We start from the raw sequence: 16,949 nt of genomic DNA, 5'->3' as shown, positions 1-16,949 counted from the left end.
ATCCAAGTTAGACCATTTCAAATGGTTCGATGTCTGCCCGGATGCGACACTGAATCAGTGTCCATCCTCGCAGTATCCGGTTCTCAAGGTGCACGCCCCGCGGTCCATCCGGTTCCACCGGGCCGCGCGGCAAGGAGATATATTGCCAGACCGCGAAGCCATGCGGGACGTCAATTCCACTCTTCACAAGTCCTACACAATCTATCGCTTTCTATATAGGTAATAGAAAGTCGGGTGCAGCAAGACCGCACGTATCAGATGATGACCCTTCGGTTAAGAGGTATATAAAGATCGGTCACCTGTAAATGTCTATCTACCCGCGCTTTTAGCTATATATACCAGCGCTTTAGACAAAAAGAGGGAGCGTCGCGTACAACGCGACACTCCCCTAGCGATTCAAGAGAATCTATTAGGCCTCGAGAGCCTTCTTGGCGATGGTGGCCAGCTCGTTGAAGGACTCGATGTCCTCGTAAGCCATCTGAGCCAGAACCTTACGGTCGAGCTCGATGCCGGCAACCTTCAGGCCGTGCATGAACTGAGAGTAAGAGATGTCGTTCAGGCGAGCAGCAGCGTTGATGCGGGTGATCCAGAGAGAACGGATCTCGCGCTTCTTGTTGCGGCGATCACGATACTGATACTGCAGGGAGTGCTGGACCTGCTCTTTAGCATGCTTGTAAGTACGCGAAGCGGCACCGTAGTAACCCTTCGCACGGTGCATAACGGTACGGCGCTTCTTCTTGGCGGCAACAGCGCGCTTAATACGTGCCATGTTCTATCAACTCCTAGACGGTAAAACGAAAAACGGGAACGCGAACTTAGGCGAGACGCGACTTGATGACCTTGCGGTCGGCAGCGGCGATCTCGGTCTCCTGACGGAAGCCACGCTTACGCTTGGTGGACTTCTTGCTCAGGATGTGGCTCTTGAAAGCCTTGGCGCGCATAAGCTTGCCGGTACCAGTCTTGCGGAAACGCTTCTTGGTGCCGCTGTGGGACTTCATCTTAGGCATGAAATACTCCTTAATCGGTTACAGAACACTAGTTACTTAGTATCGCTTGCCGCTTTATCCTCATCGAAGGCGCCCTTAATCGGGGCGAGCAGCATAAGCATGTTACGGCCTTCCATCTTAGGCTTGGACTCGACCGTAGCGTAAGGCTTGAGATCCTCGGCGAGACGCTCGAGAACGTTAAGGCCCTGCTCCGGGTGAGCCATCTCACGGCCGCGGAACATGATGGTGATCTTAACGCGTGCGCCCTTCTTGAGGAAACGCAGAACGTGGCCCTTCTTGGTCTCGTAGTCACCAACGTCGATCTTGGGTCGGAACTTCATTTCCTTAACCTCGACCTTGGACTGGTTCTTACGAGCAGCCTTGGCCTTCATGGCCTGCTGGTACTTGAACTTACCGTAGTCCATGACCTTGCAGACCGGCGGCTCCGCGTTGGGAGCGATCTCGACCAGGTCGAGACCCTGATCGTCAGCGACGCGCTGGGCATCGCGGATGGCGAACAGGCCGAGCTGAGAGCCATCGACGCCAATCAAACGGCACGAAGATGCAGTGATCTCGTCGTTGATGCGGGTGTCATCAGACTTAGCTATTTTCCCTACCTCCATTCATAAAAAAATAACCCGGCGCTTCTCAGCAACCAGGTCGTACACATAGATATCCTCGATATGAGGAAGGGAATCTAAGTTGTATGACCAGTCAGCTGCTCATTGGCGCCAAAAGGTGGGAACCCTCGGGTTCCTCTTTAGGGCATTGCGGGAACAACGCCTTGGCGATAATAACACGTTCGACGCGTTATCACATTACGTACACGAAAAGAGGGCCTTGACCCCCTTGAAGCGCAGGTGCATGTATGGTGCCCGAGGCGAGACTCGAAGGGCCTTCGCTTCGCGAAGCCCCGGGCTTCGGGCGCACGGCGCCCTCGCCACGCTCCGCTACAAACAGGCCACAGGCCTGTTTGCTTAACGCTCCGCGCGCTCACGCGAGTTCGGCACGAAAAAGGGGGCCTAGACCCCCTTGAACGCTCACCTGCATGTATGGTGCCCGAGGCGAGACTCGAACTCGCACGTTGTTGCCAACGGTGGATTTTGAGTCCACTGCGTCTGCCAATTCCGCCACTCGGGCACGTAATGCGTGAGTTAGTTTATCACAGCTTGCTATCGATTAGTCCGAAAATGGAACTTCGAGCATTTCGACGAGTTCGACCGTACGGAGCATCTCACGCTGACGGCATCCGCGACCGTCGACTGAGGCCTCGCCCATCTGATTGTCGTAGGGGTCCTCGCGCATGCCGTCGAAAACCGGCTCAAACTCGGCCTGGAACCGATTGTTTGCCACCGTGCGCCATGGATCGAGGTTGCCAAAGTAGTGACGACGACGCCACTCCTCCCCCATCCTGCGCGCCGAGGAGCCAAATGATACATCGGCGTTGAGCCAACCGGTCTGCGGCGTATAGAACTCCGCCCAATCGTGCGGTCCCACCGAATCGGGTGCAACATACAGGCCACTCTGCCAACGGGAAGGCACGCCGGCAATGCGACACATGGTGATAAACGTAAGCGCCATAACGCCGCAATCGCCGCGGAGCGAATGTGCGCAGTCATCGGCAATAGAGCCCAAAAGTAAGTACGGCGGCTGATAGCGATAGTCGATATGCTGCGTCAGATAATCATAGATGGCACGGACACGATCGAGCGGATCCTCGAGCCCGTCAATGACACGCTCCGTCAACTGCTGGAGGTACGGTGTAAACGCAATATGCGGACGGTCCTCGGAAGTGTCCTCGGGCAGCGGCGTGTCCATGCACGGATGCGACGGAAGCGCACCGCCATAGACATCGCAATAGGCGACATCGATGCGATAGCGATAGGTCACCGAGAACGAACGCTCAGTCGAAGATGTCCACGAGGCAGTACGAACCGAAACGTCTTCAGGGGCAACAGCGCCCTCCGGCGTCATATCGAGAATCTCAACCTGAGACTGCTGACGGCAGGCGGCGGCAACGGGAAGCCACGCGCGAACGGTCTCCCCCTCCAAAGCCCCAGGGACAGATACGGACGCCTTAAGCGTGATGACGCGAGTCAACCCGTTTTGCGACTCCATCTCCTTGAGCATCTGGTTGCGCAGCGCTATGCCGTCCGTAGGATCGGGACGCAAGCCCGGAACCTCCTTGGGATACACGCGAAGCGAATCGAGGAAGTTATCAAGAACAAACAGCTCGCCATCGATAAAGCGCCAGTCAATACGCTTATGGTCGATCAGATCGTCAAACTGTTCCTCAGCAAACTCAGGCCACTCCTCGCGAATCATTGCGATAGCCCGATCACGAGAAACGGAGAAGTGCAGCGGTGTCTCAAGCATGCGATACCGCTCGGCACGAACACAAGCAGCCAGCGAAGGCTCAGGATTCTGCTCCAAAAGACGATCGCAAGCCGCAACAGCCTGCGTCAAATACCCAGCATCCTTAAGACGAAGAATCTCAGGTGGCAATCCAATATCAAGATGACGAAAATCATCACAACAAACATCAACAGAGCAACCAACAGGACCCTTGGCAACAACCTTCCCATCCGAAGGCAACACATCAACAACAGCCATAACCACTCCCACGCCGAACGACAAACCAAACCCATTGTACCGAGATAAAAACAAAGCCCCAACCAAGGAGCCCCCAACACCGATAAACGGTAGCAATTAAATTATCTCAGCCCCGTAACCCTGCGGCGGAAAACGAAGGAAGCCCCGTCCCCCGGAGCTTTTCCCATTGCGCGACTTCTGGCAAAGCCAGGTGAGCGCAAGGGAAAAGCGTAGGGTGAACGGGGCCTCCGGCGGGAAAGTTAAACCGCTACTTACGCCTTGTTGACGGAGCCAAACTCCTCCATGAGCTCCTTGGTGCGGGCAACGATGTTGTCGCGACCAGGCTTGAGGAGCTTGCGGGGGTCAAAGCCCTTGCCCTGCTGATCCTTGCCAGCCTCGATGTACTCGCGGACGCCCTTGGCGAAGACGAGCTGCAGGTCGGTGTTGACGTTGATCTTGGAGATGCCCAGGGAAATGGCCTTCTTGATCTGATCCTCGGGGATGCCGGTGCCACCGTGCAGAACGAGGGGCAGGTCGCCGGTCTGAGCCTTGATCTCGCCCAGACGCTCGAAGGAAAGGCCAGCCCAGTCGGCGGGATACACGCCGTGGATGTTGCCGATGCCGCAGGCGAGGAAGTCGACGCCCAGGTCAGCGATCTGCTTGCACTCAGCAGGATCAGCGAGCTCGCCGCTGGAGGTCACGCCGTCCTCGGTGCCGCCAATGCCGCCGACCTCGGCCTCGATGGACATGCCCTTGGAGTGGGCAAGCTCAACGAGCTCCTTGGTGCGGTCGAGGTTAAGCTGGAAGGTCTCCTCGTGAGAGCCATCATACATGATGGACGTGAAGCCGGCCTCGATGCACTTGAAGCAGTCCTCGTAAGAACCGTGATCGAGGTGAAGGGCGACGGGAACGGTAACACCCGTGGCCTCGACGGCAGCCTTGACCATGTCGGCGCAGACCTTGAAACCGCCCATCCACTTAGCGGCACCGGCGGTGCACTGAAGGATCAGCGGAGACTTGGCCTCCTCGGCGGCCTGGAGAATAGCCAGGGTCCACTCGAGGTTGTTGGTGTTGAAGGCACCGAGACCGTACTTGCCGGCCTCGGCCTTCTTGAGCATGTCTGCTGCGTTGACGAGCATAAAAGAAACCTCCTGTAAGGTTGCTCCGATAACGCCTGTGATTTTACCACGGCATACCGGAGCATTAACGTTCGTTTGTTCACGAATATCGTCTGATCGGACATTTTTTGACCGTTTGCCCCACAGAATCGACCCGTTGGGGAAAATAACTTGACGATTGAGCGGTCTTCGTGATTCGAAAGTCAGCTCCGAAGCTACATCTGCATAAACGGGTTCTGCATGAGCTCGCGCGCAACGGTGGTCGAATCGCCATGACCCGTCAGACAAACGGTATCGGGTGGAAGAACCCTGGCAAGTTTGGCGAGCGAGCGCATAATCGATGCCTCGTCACCGCCGGAAAGATCGGTGCGGCCATGGCTGCCTGGGAAAAGTGTGTCACCCACAAAAGCGATGTTCCCCTGCTCGGTGGCGGCGAACAGGACGATGCCGCCCGGCGTATGCCCCGGCGTCTCGATCACCTGCAGGCAGATGTCGCCCACTCCAATCGTATCGCCCTCAGCGAGCAGACGCGTCGGCTCCCCGGGGTCGGGCGTCTCAATGCCCCACATTGTTCGCTGTTCCTCGATGTTCGCATGCGGCACCGCCACGTCCTTAGCACACAGCTCATACTGGCAGCTCTCGCCAACGGTGGTTCGCACGCCGGCAACACCACCAACGTGATCAGCATGGCCATGAGTGCATACGGAGCTAAGCACGCGTACGCCGGGATGCTCAGCTCGAATATGCTCCACCAAGCGCTCGCCTTCCCATGCGGGATCGATAATCATGCACTCATTGTCCGAGATAACAGCATAGCTATTGGTCTGAATGGGGCCGTTTACAAGCGTCTCGATCTCGACCGATCCCTTGGGAGTTAAATCCAAGGACACAGCACTCATGTCCCTCTCCTCTCTATAGAACTCGAGGCATCAAACGATGCCTCGAGTGTAGCGAATATCGATAATGTGGCACGTTCGTCGCGACTAAACGCGGCGCTTGAGTTGCGCGCCGCCCTCGCCGGGCATAAGACGGCGAGCGTCGTAGACCGAGTCGACGCTGCTGATAGAGGCCAGAAGCGGATCCAGGCCGCTCGCGTCCGAAATCTCGACCATAAAGCGCAGCGTTGCGATGCCTTCGCGGTTGGTCGACGTGGCAGCCGAAAGGATGTTGCCGCCCGCATCGCCGATGGCGATGGTGACATCCTTGAGCAGACCCATACGGTCCAGGCACTCGACCACGATCTCGACCTGGAAGAGGGTGTCGGCGGCGCCATCCCACTCCACGTCAATCATGCGCTCGGGGTGCTCCATAAGGCCCTTGACGTTGGGGCAGTTGGCACGGTGCACCGAGACGCCGCGACCGCGCGTGATGAAGCCGACGATATCGTCGCCCGTCACGGGATTGCAGCAATGCGCTAGGCGCACCAACAGGCCGCTGTTGCTCTCGCCCTTGACGATGATGCCGTTGCTCGCGCTCTTGCCGCGCTTTTGCGGCTTGCGGTTGGAGCCGCGGGCGGGCTGTTTCACGACCTCGGCGATAGCCTCAGCCTTGGTGAGCTGCTCCTCGGGCTTGGGGTCCAAAATCTGCTCGACCTTGTTGCCCACGGCACGTGGGGCGACCTTACCGGCACCGACGGCCGCAAACAGGTCCTCGAGCTGCTTAAAGTTCAGCTGCTCCGCCACGGCATTGAGCGCGCGCGTCGAGCGCGGCGTGGAAATGCCGTATCCGCGCTTGCGCAGGTCCTTTGCCAGCATGTCGCGACCGGCGGCAGCGTCGTCATCCTTGGTCGCGGCGGCAAAGTAGCGACGGATCTTGGACTTGGCCGAAGGCGTCTTGACGATCTTGAGCCAGTCGCGCGACGGCTTGGAGCTCTTGTTGGTTAGGATCTCGACGCGGTCGCCCGTCTTTATCTCGTGCGTGAGCGGCGCCACCGCACCGTTGATCTTGGCGCCCACGCAGTGGTTGCCGACCTCGGTGTGGACGGCATAGGCAAAGTCGAGCGGGGTGGAGCCGGCACGAAGCGCCATGACTTCGCCCTTGGGCGTAAAGACAAAAATCTCCTGGTCGAACAGGTCGACCTTCAGCGAATGCAGGTACTCCTTGGCATCGGTGATCTCGTCGGAGGCGGCCCAATCGAGCGAGTGCTTGAGCCAGTTGATTTGGTCGTCCAGGCGCTGGGCGTCGTTGGTCTTGGAGGCAGACGATCCACCCGACTTCTTATACAGCCAGTGGGCGGCAATGCCGTACTCTGCCTGCTCATGCATCTCGTAGGTTCGAATCTGAATCTCGAGCGGGCGGGCCGTGGGGCCGATAACCGTCGTATGGAGCGACTGGTAGTTATTGACCTTGGGCATGGCGATATAGTCTTTAAAGCGGCCGGGCATGGGGTGCCACAGCGTGTGCACCGCGCCGAGCGTAGAGTAGCAATCGCGCACCGAATGGGTAATGACGCGCAGCGCCACCAAATCATAGATCTCGGAGAACTCCTTGCCTTTGCGCTTCATCTTTTGATAGATGGACCAATAGTGCTTGGAACGGCCGTTGATCTGGAAACCTTCCAGGCCAATGCGGTTGAGCTCGTCGGTGAGCGTCTTGATGGTCTCGGCCAGATAGCGCTCGCGAACCTCGCGCGACTCCGCCACCATGCGCGCGATGCGCTGGTAGGCGTCGGGCTCCAGATAGAAGAAGGACAGGTCCTCGAGCTCCCACTTAATGGAACTCATGCCCAGGCGGTCGGCCAGGGGCGCATACACGTCCATGGTCTCACGTGCCTTAAACAGGCGACGGTCCTCGCGAAGCGCCGCCAGCGTACGCATGTTGTGCAGGCGGTCGGCAAGCTTGACGATGATGACGCGGATGTCCTTGGACATGGCGAGGAACATCTTGCGCAGCGTAAGCGCCTGCTTCTCGTCCATGCTGTCGACTTCGATGTTGGTGAGCTTGGTCACGCCGTCGACAAGCTCGGCCACCGTATCGCCAAACAGGCCCGAGACATCGGCAAGCGAGGTCTCGGTATCCTCGACGGTATCGTGCAGCAGCGCGGCGCACACCACGTCGCAGTCCATCTTGAGGTCGGCCAGGATGATAGCCACCTCGACGGGATGGTTGATGTACATCTCGCCCGAGCGGCGCTTTTGGTTGCAATGCTTCTCGGCGGCAAAGCAGTATGCCTGCTCTACCTTAGAGAAGTCGTCCTCATTCATATATTTGAGGCACAGGCGCTCCAGCTTGTCGTAGCTGTCCGCCATAATCTCGGGCGGCAGCTCATCGGCATGCTTATAGTGCTCCATCTCCGAGAACGGCTGGAGGGTGGAATCATGGGCGGTACGGGCTGCGGCATCCATCGAGGTCCCCTTCCCCTAGGCCCGCGGTACGATCGGGCGGTTAACTTTGGCTAGCATATCAGAAGCGCACGAATCGAGCGCCCAGCTCCGGAAAGCCGAGAACTCCATGCGAGAGCGCAGGCCCTCCAAATAGCGAATTGACCTGCTCAATTGCACACGGCCGGGGTTTTCGGCCATCGCGATGCGGCGCGTGTCGTCAAACCCCGAAACGCGACAGAAACCAAGCTCTTCGAAGATTCCCAGACCGCTTGCAACCGAGCGCTCGTCAACCGGCGTGCGGGCATCGATGGCGAGGCACATCTGCGCGATGTCGATATCGCTCGCGCTAAACGAGTCGTCCCCGGTCTTGCCGCGGTTGGAGCGCCACATAGTCTGCAGTGCGCGATAGAGCGTGACGAGCTCGTCGCGCTCGGGAGCGTAGCAATCGAGCAGGCGCTCGTTAATGCGGGCGTCGCGCGACGAATAGAGCAGATGGATCACGGCGGGCTGTCCGTCGCGACCGGCGCGCCCGCTCATCTGGTTGAACTCGATGGCGCCAAACGGCATGTGGTAAAGCACGACATGGCGGATATCGGGCAGGTTTACGCCCTCGCCAAAGGCAGAAGTCGAAACGATGCAACTGAGGCTTCCGTCTCGGAACGCCTCCTCCACACGGCGGCGATCGGAGCGCGCGAGCCCCGCGTTATAGAACGCGATGCGGGTCGCGCAATCGGGCACGCGCTTGCGCAGCGTCTTGGCAAGCGCCACGGATTGGTCGCGCGAGTTGACGTAGATGACGGTCTTCTCCCCCGTCGCCACAATGGACACCAGGCGGTTCTCGCGGCTCGCGAGATCGCGATCGTCCTCGAGCTGCAGGTTCTCGCGCACCGTCTCGTCGACCACCGTGCGAGTGATCGGCAGCACGCGTGCGAGCTCGGCCACGACAGGAGCCGTCGCGGTGGCCGTCGCGGCCAGAACGACCGGGTCACCCAGGGCCTTGAGGATATCGGGCATGTCGAGATAGGCACTGCGGTCGCCGCCCTTGGCAAGACCGGCATGGTGCGCTTCATCGATAACGACAAATCCGATGCGCCCGGAACGCGCAAAGCGGTCGCGGTGAATGGACAGGAACTCGGGCGTCGTGAGCACGATGCCGGTGCGGCCCGAAGCCAAGCCGGCAAACACGTCATCGCGCGCGGCCTCCACGGTCTCGCCAGTCAGCACACCGACGCCAATGCCGAGCGCGGCCATCGTCGACGAGAGGTGATAGGCCTGGTCGGCCACGAGCGCACGCAGCGGATAGACAAAGATGCTCGCACGCCCGCGAAGAACCGCCTCGCGTGCGGCATGCACATGGAAGATGAGGGACTTGCCGCGCCCCGTTCCCATAACGGCCAGAACACTTTGGTGATCGGCTAGGGCTTCGAGCGCCTCGACCTGCGCGCGATGCGGCTGGTTCGAGCCGATAAAGCTGTGGATAAGCGAGCGCGTGAGCTCGGTATAGGAAAGCTGGGCGAGCGTCTGGCGCTTGCGGGACTCCAGGCGCAGGCCAGAATCCGCCGGCTGTACGCCACGGCGGAGCTCGCATGCCGGGTCGTCAACGCTCGGCGCCGTGGTGTCGCGGACCAGAACATCCTTGATCATGAGCTTGGGTTTTACTCGGCCCTGCCAATGCTCGGCCACGGCCTCGAACACCAAGTCGACCGCACTATCGCAATTGATGAGCTTATCGATCTGCGGTACGCGGAACATGATGGCCGGCACGCTCGCGGCACCATCCGTCGCCACAAAGCGCATGTGCTCGCCGGTTTTGCCCACCACGGCGCGATCACACATCGTCACGCCCTCGGCAGCCAGCAGCGGCACCTTGTTGCCCTGGCCAAACGGCTCAAGGCGGGAAATCTGCTCGATGGTCTCAATATTCAGCTCGGAGAGGTCGACGGTGGCAGCAACCTCGTCGGTGTCCTCAAAGTCCTCGGCGGGAAGCTCGGACAGCACGGCGGAAAGACGACGACGAAACTCGTCGAGCTTGGACGCCTCGATGGTCACGCCCACCGCACCCGCATGCCCGCCGCGACGAATCAGCAGATCGGAGCAGCGTTCTACGGCGTCGAACAGGTTGACCTTGCCCACCGAGCGACCCGAACCGCGCGCGATACCGTCTTCGATCGAGAACAGCAGCGCCGGCACGTGGTAACGGTTGGTCAGGCGGCTCGCCACGATACCCTTGACGCCCTCGTGCCAGCCCTCGCCACCCACGACGATTGCGCGACCGCCATCATAGGTCTCCTCGACCTTTGCCATGGCATCGCGTGTGAGCTCCGCCTCGATCTCGCGGCGTTGGCGATTGATTTCCTCGAGCTCGGCGGCAAGCGCGCTTGCCTCGATAGGATCGTGGGCAAGCAGCAGGTCGAGTGCCAGCTTGGGATCGGCCATGCGCCCGGCGGCATTCAAACGAGGAATGAGCGAAAATGACAGGCCATCGGCCGTAATGGTAGAAAGGTCGGCCTTGGCGAGCGCGGCCAGCGCGATATAGCCGGGGCGGGCCGTCACGCGCATCTGCTGGATGCCCTCGGCGACCAGCGCGCGGTTCTCGGGCGTCAACGGCATCATGTCGGACACGGTACCCAGCGCCGCAACCTCAATCAGCGAACGCCAATACGACGGCTTGCCCAGACGCTCGCCCAGGACTTGCACCAGCTTGAGCGCCACGCCGGCACCGGCGAGCTCGCGCGAGGGACCCTCGTCCTCGAGCTTGGGGTCGGTCAGGGGTACGCCCTGCGGCACCTGATCTGAGGGCTCGTGATGGTCCGTGACCACCAAATCGATCCCCAGGCTCTCCAGATAGGAGACCTCTTCCTTGGCGGCAATGCCGTTATCGACGGTCACGATCAGCTGGGGGCGAGCGAGCTCGTTAACGCGGTCGAGCGCCGCACGCGATAGGCCATAACCCTCGTCAAATCGATGCGGAATAAACGGTGTGACATCGGCGCCAAACGTGAGCAGCGCCTCGGTCAACAGGCAGGTCGACGTAATACCGTCAACGTCAAAATCGCCAAAGACCGCGATATGCTCGTGGTTGCGAATAGCACGCTCAACGCGGTCGGCAACGACCGACATGCCCGGGATAATGAGTGGGTCGGCCCAATCGCGATCGAGCGAAGGCGTCAAAAACAGCTGACCTTCCTCGATGGATGTAATGCCGTGCGCAACCATAATGCGCGCCACCAGCCCGGGTATGCCCAGGCCAGCCGAAAGCTCCTTTTCGAGCTCGGGGTTTTGCTGAGCGACCGCCCAGCGATGCGTCGTCTTAAGCGATGACATAGGCGCCCACCCCCGATAAGGGCAGGTCGCCGCGATACCTCTCACGGTTCATAGCGATGAGTCCTCTGTGTATGCCCGCTTCGGCAGGCAGATCTGTTGAACGGATTTATTATACCGTGCAGCGCGGACGCAAATCGCCGCAGCTCGCCGCGGTTTCGGTAAACGATGCCGGTAATAGCCTCGAAATAATCGAGCGTTTCTGGCGCACGGACGCATGCGAGCGTCTAGCATATCCATTCAAAACGGATTCACGAGCAAAGGGAGTCACAAGAGCATATGAAGCAATGGGTTGGACTGGGCAAGTTTCTCGCGGGGCACATGCAGGTCATCGTTCCGATTTGCGTGGCGCTCGGTGTGCTCTTTCCCCAGCAGATCGGCGTACTTAAGCCCATCGTTCCCGCCCTATTTGCCTTTATGACGTTCCAAGGTGCGCTCAGCAACACCTTTCACCAGGTAGCTGAGGTGTTCCGCCGTCCCCTGCATCTGATTTTGGCGTTATTTGTCTCGGCTGTGATCATCCCCATCGCGGCGTATGCCATGGGCTCACTGTTCTTTGGCTCCAACCCCAACCTTGTCTGCGGCATCGTGCTCGAATACAGCGTGCCCGTAGCCGTCACCGCTTTTATGTGGATCAGCATGTTCGGTGGCAACGGCCCGCTCGCACTCACCATTATCCTGACGTCCTCAGTCATCTCACCCGTGACGATTCCGCTTACGCTCAAGCTCCTGCTGGGCGCTACCGTCTCGATCGACGTGCCGAGCATGATGCAGAACATGGCCTTTATGATCGCCATCCCCGCCGTGCTCGGTATCGTCATCAACGAACTCACGCGCGGTTGGGGTCACGAGAAGCTCTCCCCCGCGCTCTCGCCCGCCTGCAAGTTCATGATGATGGGCGTCATCGCATCCAACTCCACCGCCATGAGCGAGTACGTGCTGCATATGAACGCCGAGCGCTTGGGAGTCGCCCTCTTTATTTTGGTATTCGCCATCAGCGGCTTTATCATCGGTATCTTGGTCGCCCGCGCCCTGCACCTGCCGTATAGCGAGACGACCACCATGTGCTTTACCTGCGGCATGCGCAACATCTCTTCGGGTGCCGTCATCGCCACGCAGTACTTTCCAGGCGAAGTCGTGTTTCCCGTCATGTGCGGAACGCTGTTTCAGCAGATACTCGCCTCGATTATCGGGCATCTCTTTGAGCGCCTAACCGGCGAGGAGCGCGCCAAACAGCGCAAGCGGGTCGAAGCCGGCCGCGACGCGATGGCACGCTAGGCAGCACGCTTTTCGCAGGCGTTCGCCTTGCTATGCGAGCGTTTCCAGATGTGCGCGTAGGCGCTCAGCATCGATATCGAGCGTGGTCTCGGCATTGACCTGGGCCAGACGATAGCCCACAAAGTAGGGCGATACCACCCAACGTGGCAGCGCCTTGGCAATGGTCCGGCCGTCCATGTGGTAGAAGAACAAGTTGTACGACTCCGCGCGACCGCCGTGATGCTCGTGCAGGATATAGCGCAGGGCCACCTGAATCGCATCGACAAACAGGTCCGCTTCGGCTTGGTCTCGCGCGTCATCGCTGGCGGTGATTCCCTGCGGGGCTGAAACGTTGACCTCAAAGAATCCCATGATCGGCTCGGTTGAGATGCTGACCGAGATTCTCCCCTGCTGCCAGACATTGATGCCTGCAAAGTTGGCCGAGGTCAGCGCCGCGTAGCCGTCCTCTTGCTCCAGGCCCACAATCTGCATGTGCGGGTGTACCAGGCTTCCGCCCGAAAGCGGGCCCTTGTTCTTGTACATGAGCACGCTGCGGTACTGCTGGGATTCGATCATCTGCTGCCAACAGCCCAGGGCAAACCGCATTACATGATGCAGCTCGTCCGCCGCATAGGTCACCAGGTCGGCATCGTGATCGGCCGACTCGATCAACACGGTCTGACGAGTGGCCCGCAAGGTCTTGAACTTATTCTCGAGCCAGATGCAATCACCATCGCGCTGGATGATGTTGGCAAGTCCCTCCGTATCGCAGAAGGGGCACGCGGTGCCCGGGCGGCGGTTGTCGTCGGGCTTGCCGCTCGCCTGCTGGACATCAAATACGAGCGCCACGGGCTACGCCTCCAGCGGCACGATTCTGGTGCCATGGAGCTCGGACACGCCCAGCGCCGCCGCGACCGCATCGCGGTTGGCCGCGGTGATGCCACCACCGGGAAGGATGGTCAAGCGATCACCCGCATACTCGATCAAGCGAGCCAGATGATCGAAATTACCCTCAATCGGCGTGCCGGCCGCTCCGCCGTGCGTCAAGATGCGCGTAACGCCGCAGTCGGCAAGCGTGTCAATTGCATCGAGCTGAGCCTCGGGTGAGAGCTGGTCAAATGCCATGTGGAAGGTGATGTCGATGAGCTCACGCTTGCACTCCTCTGCCGCACAGCCCGCAGCCATCACGAGGGCGCCGAGGGTGAGCTCGTCGAGCGCCCAGCCGCCGGCACAGGGCTTGCAGCATCCAAAGACCAGGCCGTCAACGCCGGCACTCACGGCAAGGCCCAGATCCATCTCCATCATGCGCAGCTCGTCCTGGCTGTAATGAAAGTCGCCACCACGCGGGCGAATCATGCACATCACCTGCGCATCATGCTCGTGAGCATTGTTGACCGTAGCGCTGATAACGCCGGCGGAAGGCGTGGTGCCACCGACGGCGAGGTTGTCGCACAGCTCAATGCGCCCCGCACCGGCCTCGATAGCCGCCGGCACCCGCTCAAAGTTCTCGGCACAAAACTCGTACAGCATAGATAGACCCCCAAAGGCAGCAAGTGTTTTCCGACGGGCATTGTCGCACGCCCCCATGAAGTTGCGGTGGAATAGGGACTGTTTTGGCTTCTTGAACCCCCAATTAGTCCCTATTTCACCGCAACTTAAAAAGGGGGCGCTGACCGGGATAGTCAGCGCCCCCTTTGTTGAATGGATTAACCGCCCAGATAGGCCTTGCGGACGTTGTCGTCATGCAGGAGCTCCTGGCCGGTGCCGGTCATGGTGATCTTGCCGGTCTCGAGCACGTAGCCGCGCGTGGCGATGGAAAGCGCCATCTGCGCGTTCTGCTCGACCAGAAGCACCGTGGTGCCGGCCTTGTGCAGGTCCTCGACGATCTGGAAGATCTGCTCGATCAGAATCGGCGCCAGGCCCATGGAGGGCTCGTCGAGCATGAGCAGCTTGGGGTTGCTCATAAGGGCGCGGCCCATAACGAGCATCTGCTGCTCGCCGCCCGAAAGGGTGCCGGCGACCTGACGACGGCGCTCCTTAAGGCGCGGGAACTGCTCGTAGACGCGCTCAAGACCCGGGGCTACCGTGGACTTGGGCTGCGTGTAAGCGCCCATCTCCAGGTTCTCCTCGACCGTCATCTGCAAAAAGGCGCGACGTCCCTCGGGAACCTGAGCCAGACCCTTGCCCACCAGCTTGTCGGCGGGCGTATGGGTAATGTCCTCGCCCATAAACTTGATGGAGCCGGTCTTGGAGCGCAGCAGGCCCGAGACAGTCTTAAGCGTCGTGGACTTGCCGGCACCGTTGGCGCCGATCAGGGCCACGATCTCACCCTCGTTGACGTTAAAGGAGATGTCCTTGATGGCGTGGATGGCGCCGTACCAGACGTTGATGTTGTAGACGGAAAGCATCGGCTCTGCCATTTAGTTCTCCCCCTTATCCTGCTTGCCCAGATACGCCTCGATAACGGCATCGTTGTTCTGGATTTCCTCGGCCGTGCCCTTGGCGATGACCTTACCAAAGTTAAGCACGCAGATGCCCTCGCAGATGTTCATGACGAGCGACATGTCGTGCTCGATGAGCATGATGGCGATGCCGAAGGTGTCGCGGATCTTGACGATGTTCTCCATGAGCTCCGCGGTCTCGGACGGGTTCATGCCGGCGGCAGGCTCGTCGAGCAGCAGCAACTTGGGGTTGGTCGCAAGGGCGCGGACAATCTCCAGACGACGCTGGGCGCCATAAGGCAGCGAGCCGGCCTGCTCATTTGCCAGGTGCTCCATGTCAAAGATGGACAGCAGCTCCATGGCGCGCTCGTGGGCGGCCTTCTCGTGCTTCCAATACGTCGGCAGGCGCAGCACACCCTCAAAACCGGAGTAGCGCTCCTGGTTGTGCAGGCCGACTTTGACGTTGTCCTCCACCGTCATGGTGTTGAACAGACGAATGTTCTGGAAGGTACGGGCGATGCCCATGCGGTTGACCTGATAGACCGACTTGCCCGAGGTGTCCTCGCCGTCGAGCAGGATGGTGCCGTGCGTGGGCTGATACACCTTGGTGAGCAGGTTGAAGACCGTGGTCTTACCGGCACCGTTGGGGCCAATGAGACCGGCGATCTCGGTCTTGCCGATGGTCAGGCTAAAGTCGTCAACAGCCTTAAGGCCACCGAACTCAATGCCCAGGTGAATGCACTCGAGTGCCGGGCGCTCGCCCAGGTCGCGGTCGGGAACGATGGCGCCAGACGGATACGGAACCATCTTACCCTTGTTGAACTCAAACTTACTGGGCATCGGCTGCCACCTCCTTCTTGGGAGCAATGCGGTCCTTAATGCGACCGAAGAACGCCTTGAGCTGCGGGTTGTTGGTAAAAATCATGACCAGAATCAGCACGATGGCGTAGATGAGCATGCGGTAGTCCGAGAACTGGCGGAGCAGCTCGGGGAGCACTGTGAGCAGCGCCGCAGCGATGACGGAGCCGCGCATGTTGCCCAGACCACCCAGGACCACGAACACCAGGATGAGAATCGACGTGTTGAAGTCGAACTTGGTGGCGGAGAGCTGCGAGAAGTTGCCGCCGAAGAGGGCTCCGGCGGCACCGGCGAGGGCAGCGGAAACCACGAAGGCGATCATACGGTACTGGGTGACGGAGATGCCCACGGACTCGGCAGCGATCTTGTTATCGCGCACGGCCATGATGGCACGACCGGTACGGCTGCGGACCAGGTTGAGCACGATCACGAGCGCGACCATGACCAAGATGGCCCCGGCAAGGAAGGTCGAATAGGTCGACACGCCCGAGGCACCCTGGGCGCCCTTGATGATGGCGGTGCCGTCCTCGAGCAGGTGCAGGTCGTCGATCGTGGAGTTGCCCGTGATATTGAAGATCACGTGCAGACCACGCGAGTCGACGCCTACGATAAGGCAGGTGACGATCTCTTTGATGATCTCGCCAAAGGCAAGCGTCACGATGGCCAGGTAGTCGCCGCTCAGGCGAAGGACCGGGATGCCAATCAAGAAGCCCAAGATGGCTGCGGCGATAGCGCCGACCACAATGCTGATGATGAGGCGCACCGGATCGGAGGGAACGGCGCTCTCGAGGGCGACCGCGGTGACGATACCCGTGTAGGCACCCACACTCATAAAGCCCGCGTGGCCCAGCGACAGGTCGCCCGCGATGCCGACGACGAGGTTAAGCGAGATGGCCATGACGATGTAGGCCGTAATGGGAACCAGCTGACCGGCGATCATGCGCGGGATCATGTGGTTGGACTGCATAAAGAACACGATGGCGAAGGCCACGATGCACATGGCGTACGTGACAAAGTCGTGACGCGTCTGCTTGTCTTTAAGGAACTTCATAA

14 protein-coding genes and 1 tRNA gene are annotated in these 16,949 nt (G+C 59.9%); 1 reads left to right on the top strand and 14 read right to left on the bottom strand.

The window, feature by feature from the left end; all coding sequences use genetic code 11:
- Window positions 1–409: 409 nt before the first annotated feature.
- The 9 genes from rplT to recJ form a co-directional block, all read right to left on the bottom strand.
- Window positions 410–769 (bottom strand): 50S ribosomal protein L20, encoded by a 360-nt coding sequence (rplT, locus tag I2G43_RS04505; RefSeq protein ID WP_006234421.1) that lies wholly within the window; start codon window positions 767–769, stop codon window positions 410–412.
- 46 nt (window positions 770–815) lie between these two features.
- Window positions 816–1,007, bottom strand: a complete 192-nt coding sequence (gene rpmI / locus I2G43_RS04500) for a 50S ribosomal protein L35 (protein ID WP_006234422.1) — start codon at window positions 1,005–1,007, stop codon at window positions 816–818.
- A 32-nt stretch (window positions 1,008–1,039) separates the two neighbouring features.
- On the bottom strand, window positions 1,040–1,609 hold the full coding sequence (gene infC / locus I2G43_RS04495; protein WP_006234423.1) for a translation initiation factor IF-3: 570 nt from the start codon (window positions 1,607–1,609) through the stop codon (window positions 1,040–1,042).
- A gap of 430 nt (window positions 1,610–2,039) precedes the next feature.
- Window positions 2,040–2,126 (bottom strand) — tRNA-Leu (locus I2G43_RS04490).
- A gap of 39 nt (window positions 2,127–2,165) precedes the next feature.
- Window positions 2,166–3,599: a transglutaminase-like domain-containing protein gene (locus tag I2G43_RS04485; RefSeq protein WP_195535253.1), complete on the bottom strand. Its 1,434-nt coding sequence runs from the start codon at window positions 3,597–3,599 to the stop codon at window positions 2,166–2,168.
- 251 nt (window positions 3,600–3,850) lie between these two features.
- Window positions 3,851–4,717: a class II fructose-1,6-bisphosphate aldolase gene (fba, locus tag I2G43_RS04480; RefSeq protein ID WP_035137086.1), complete on the bottom strand. Its 867-nt coding sequence runs from the start codon at window positions 4,715–4,717 to the stop codon at window positions 3,851–3,853.
- Between the two features lie 194 nt (window positions 4,718–4,911).
- The gene (locus I2G43_RS04475; protein WP_195535252.1) at window positions 4,912–5,595 is read right to left on the bottom strand and encodes an MBL fold metallo-hydrolase; all 684 of its coding nucleotides are present in this window, start codon (window positions 5,593–5,595) and stop codon (window positions 4,912–4,914) included.
- 84 nt (window positions 5,596–5,679) lie between these two features.
- Entirely contained in the window at window positions 5,680–8,040 is a 2,361-nt protein-coding gene (locus I2G43_RS04470) for a RelA/SpoT family protein (RefSeq protein ID WP_195535251.1), read from the bottom strand.
- Window positions 8,041–8,055: 15 nt separating this feature from the next.
- Entirely contained in the window at window positions 8,056–11,343 is a 3,288-nt protein-coding gene (recJ, locus tag I2G43_RS04465; protein WP_195535250.1) for a single-stranded-DNA-specific exonuclease RecJ, read from the bottom strand.
- A 276-nt stretch (window positions 11,344–11,619) separates the two neighbouring features.
- On the opposite strand from recJ, the gene I2G43_RS04460 reads away from it, so the two are divergent.
- Window positions 11,620–12,618, top strand: a complete 999-nt coding sequence (locus I2G43_RS04460) for a bile acid:sodium symporter family protein (RefSeq protein WP_195535249.1) — start codon at window positions 11,620–11,622, stop codon at window positions 12,616–12,618.
- Window positions 12,619–12,648: 30 nt separating this feature from the next.
- Here the strand turns inward: I2G43_RS04460 and I2G43_RS04455 are convergent, their stop codons facing one another.
- From I2G43_RS04455 to I2G43_RS04435, 5 genes are all read right to left on the bottom strand, one after another.
- Window positions 12,649–13,446 carry a DUF4931 domain-containing protein gene (locus I2G43_RS04455; protein WP_195535248.1) on the bottom strand — a complete coding sequence of 266 codons (798 nt, stop codon included), beginning with the start codon at window positions 13,444–13,446 and terminating at the stop codon, window positions 12,649–12,651.
- Window positions 13,447–13,449: 3 nt separating this feature from the next.
- Window positions 13,450–14,127, bottom strand: a complete 678-nt coding sequence (locus tag I2G43_RS04450; protein WP_195535247.1) for a copper homeostasis protein CutC — start codon at window positions 14,125–14,127, stop codon at window positions 13,450–13,452.
- A 176-nt stretch (window positions 14,128–14,303) separates the two neighbouring features.
- Window positions 14,304–15,005: an ABC transporter ATP-binding protein gene (locus I2G43_RS04445; protein WP_035137222.1), complete on the bottom strand. Its 702-nt coding sequence runs from the start codon at window positions 15,003–15,005 to the stop codon at window positions 14,304–14,306.
- 12 nt (window positions 15,006–15,017) lie between these two features.
- The gene (locus I2G43_RS04440) at window positions 15,018–15,878 is read right to left on the bottom strand and encodes an ABC transporter ATP-binding protein (protein WP_055287178.1); all 861 of its coding nucleotides are present in this window, start codon (window positions 15,876–15,878) and stop codon (window positions 15,018–15,020) included.
- On the bottom strand, window positions 15,868–16,947 hold the full coding sequence (locus I2G43_RS04435) for a branched-chain amino acid ABC transporter permease (protein ID WP_195535246.1): 1,080 nt from the start codon (window positions 16,945–16,947) through the stop codon (window positions 15,868–15,870). The genes I2G43_RS04440 and I2G43_RS04435 overlap by 11 nt, the downstream gene beginning before the upstream one ends.
- Window positions 16,948–16,949 lie beyond the last annotated feature (2 nt).

Origin of the sequence: Collinsella aerofaciens, from assembly GCF_015557435.1 — a bacterium.
GTDB lineage: Bacteria > Actinomycetota > Coriobacteriia > Coriobacteriales > Coriobacteriaceae > Collinsella > Collinsella aerofaciens_Z.
This window is presented reverse-complemented; position numbering and strand designations above follow the sequence as displayed.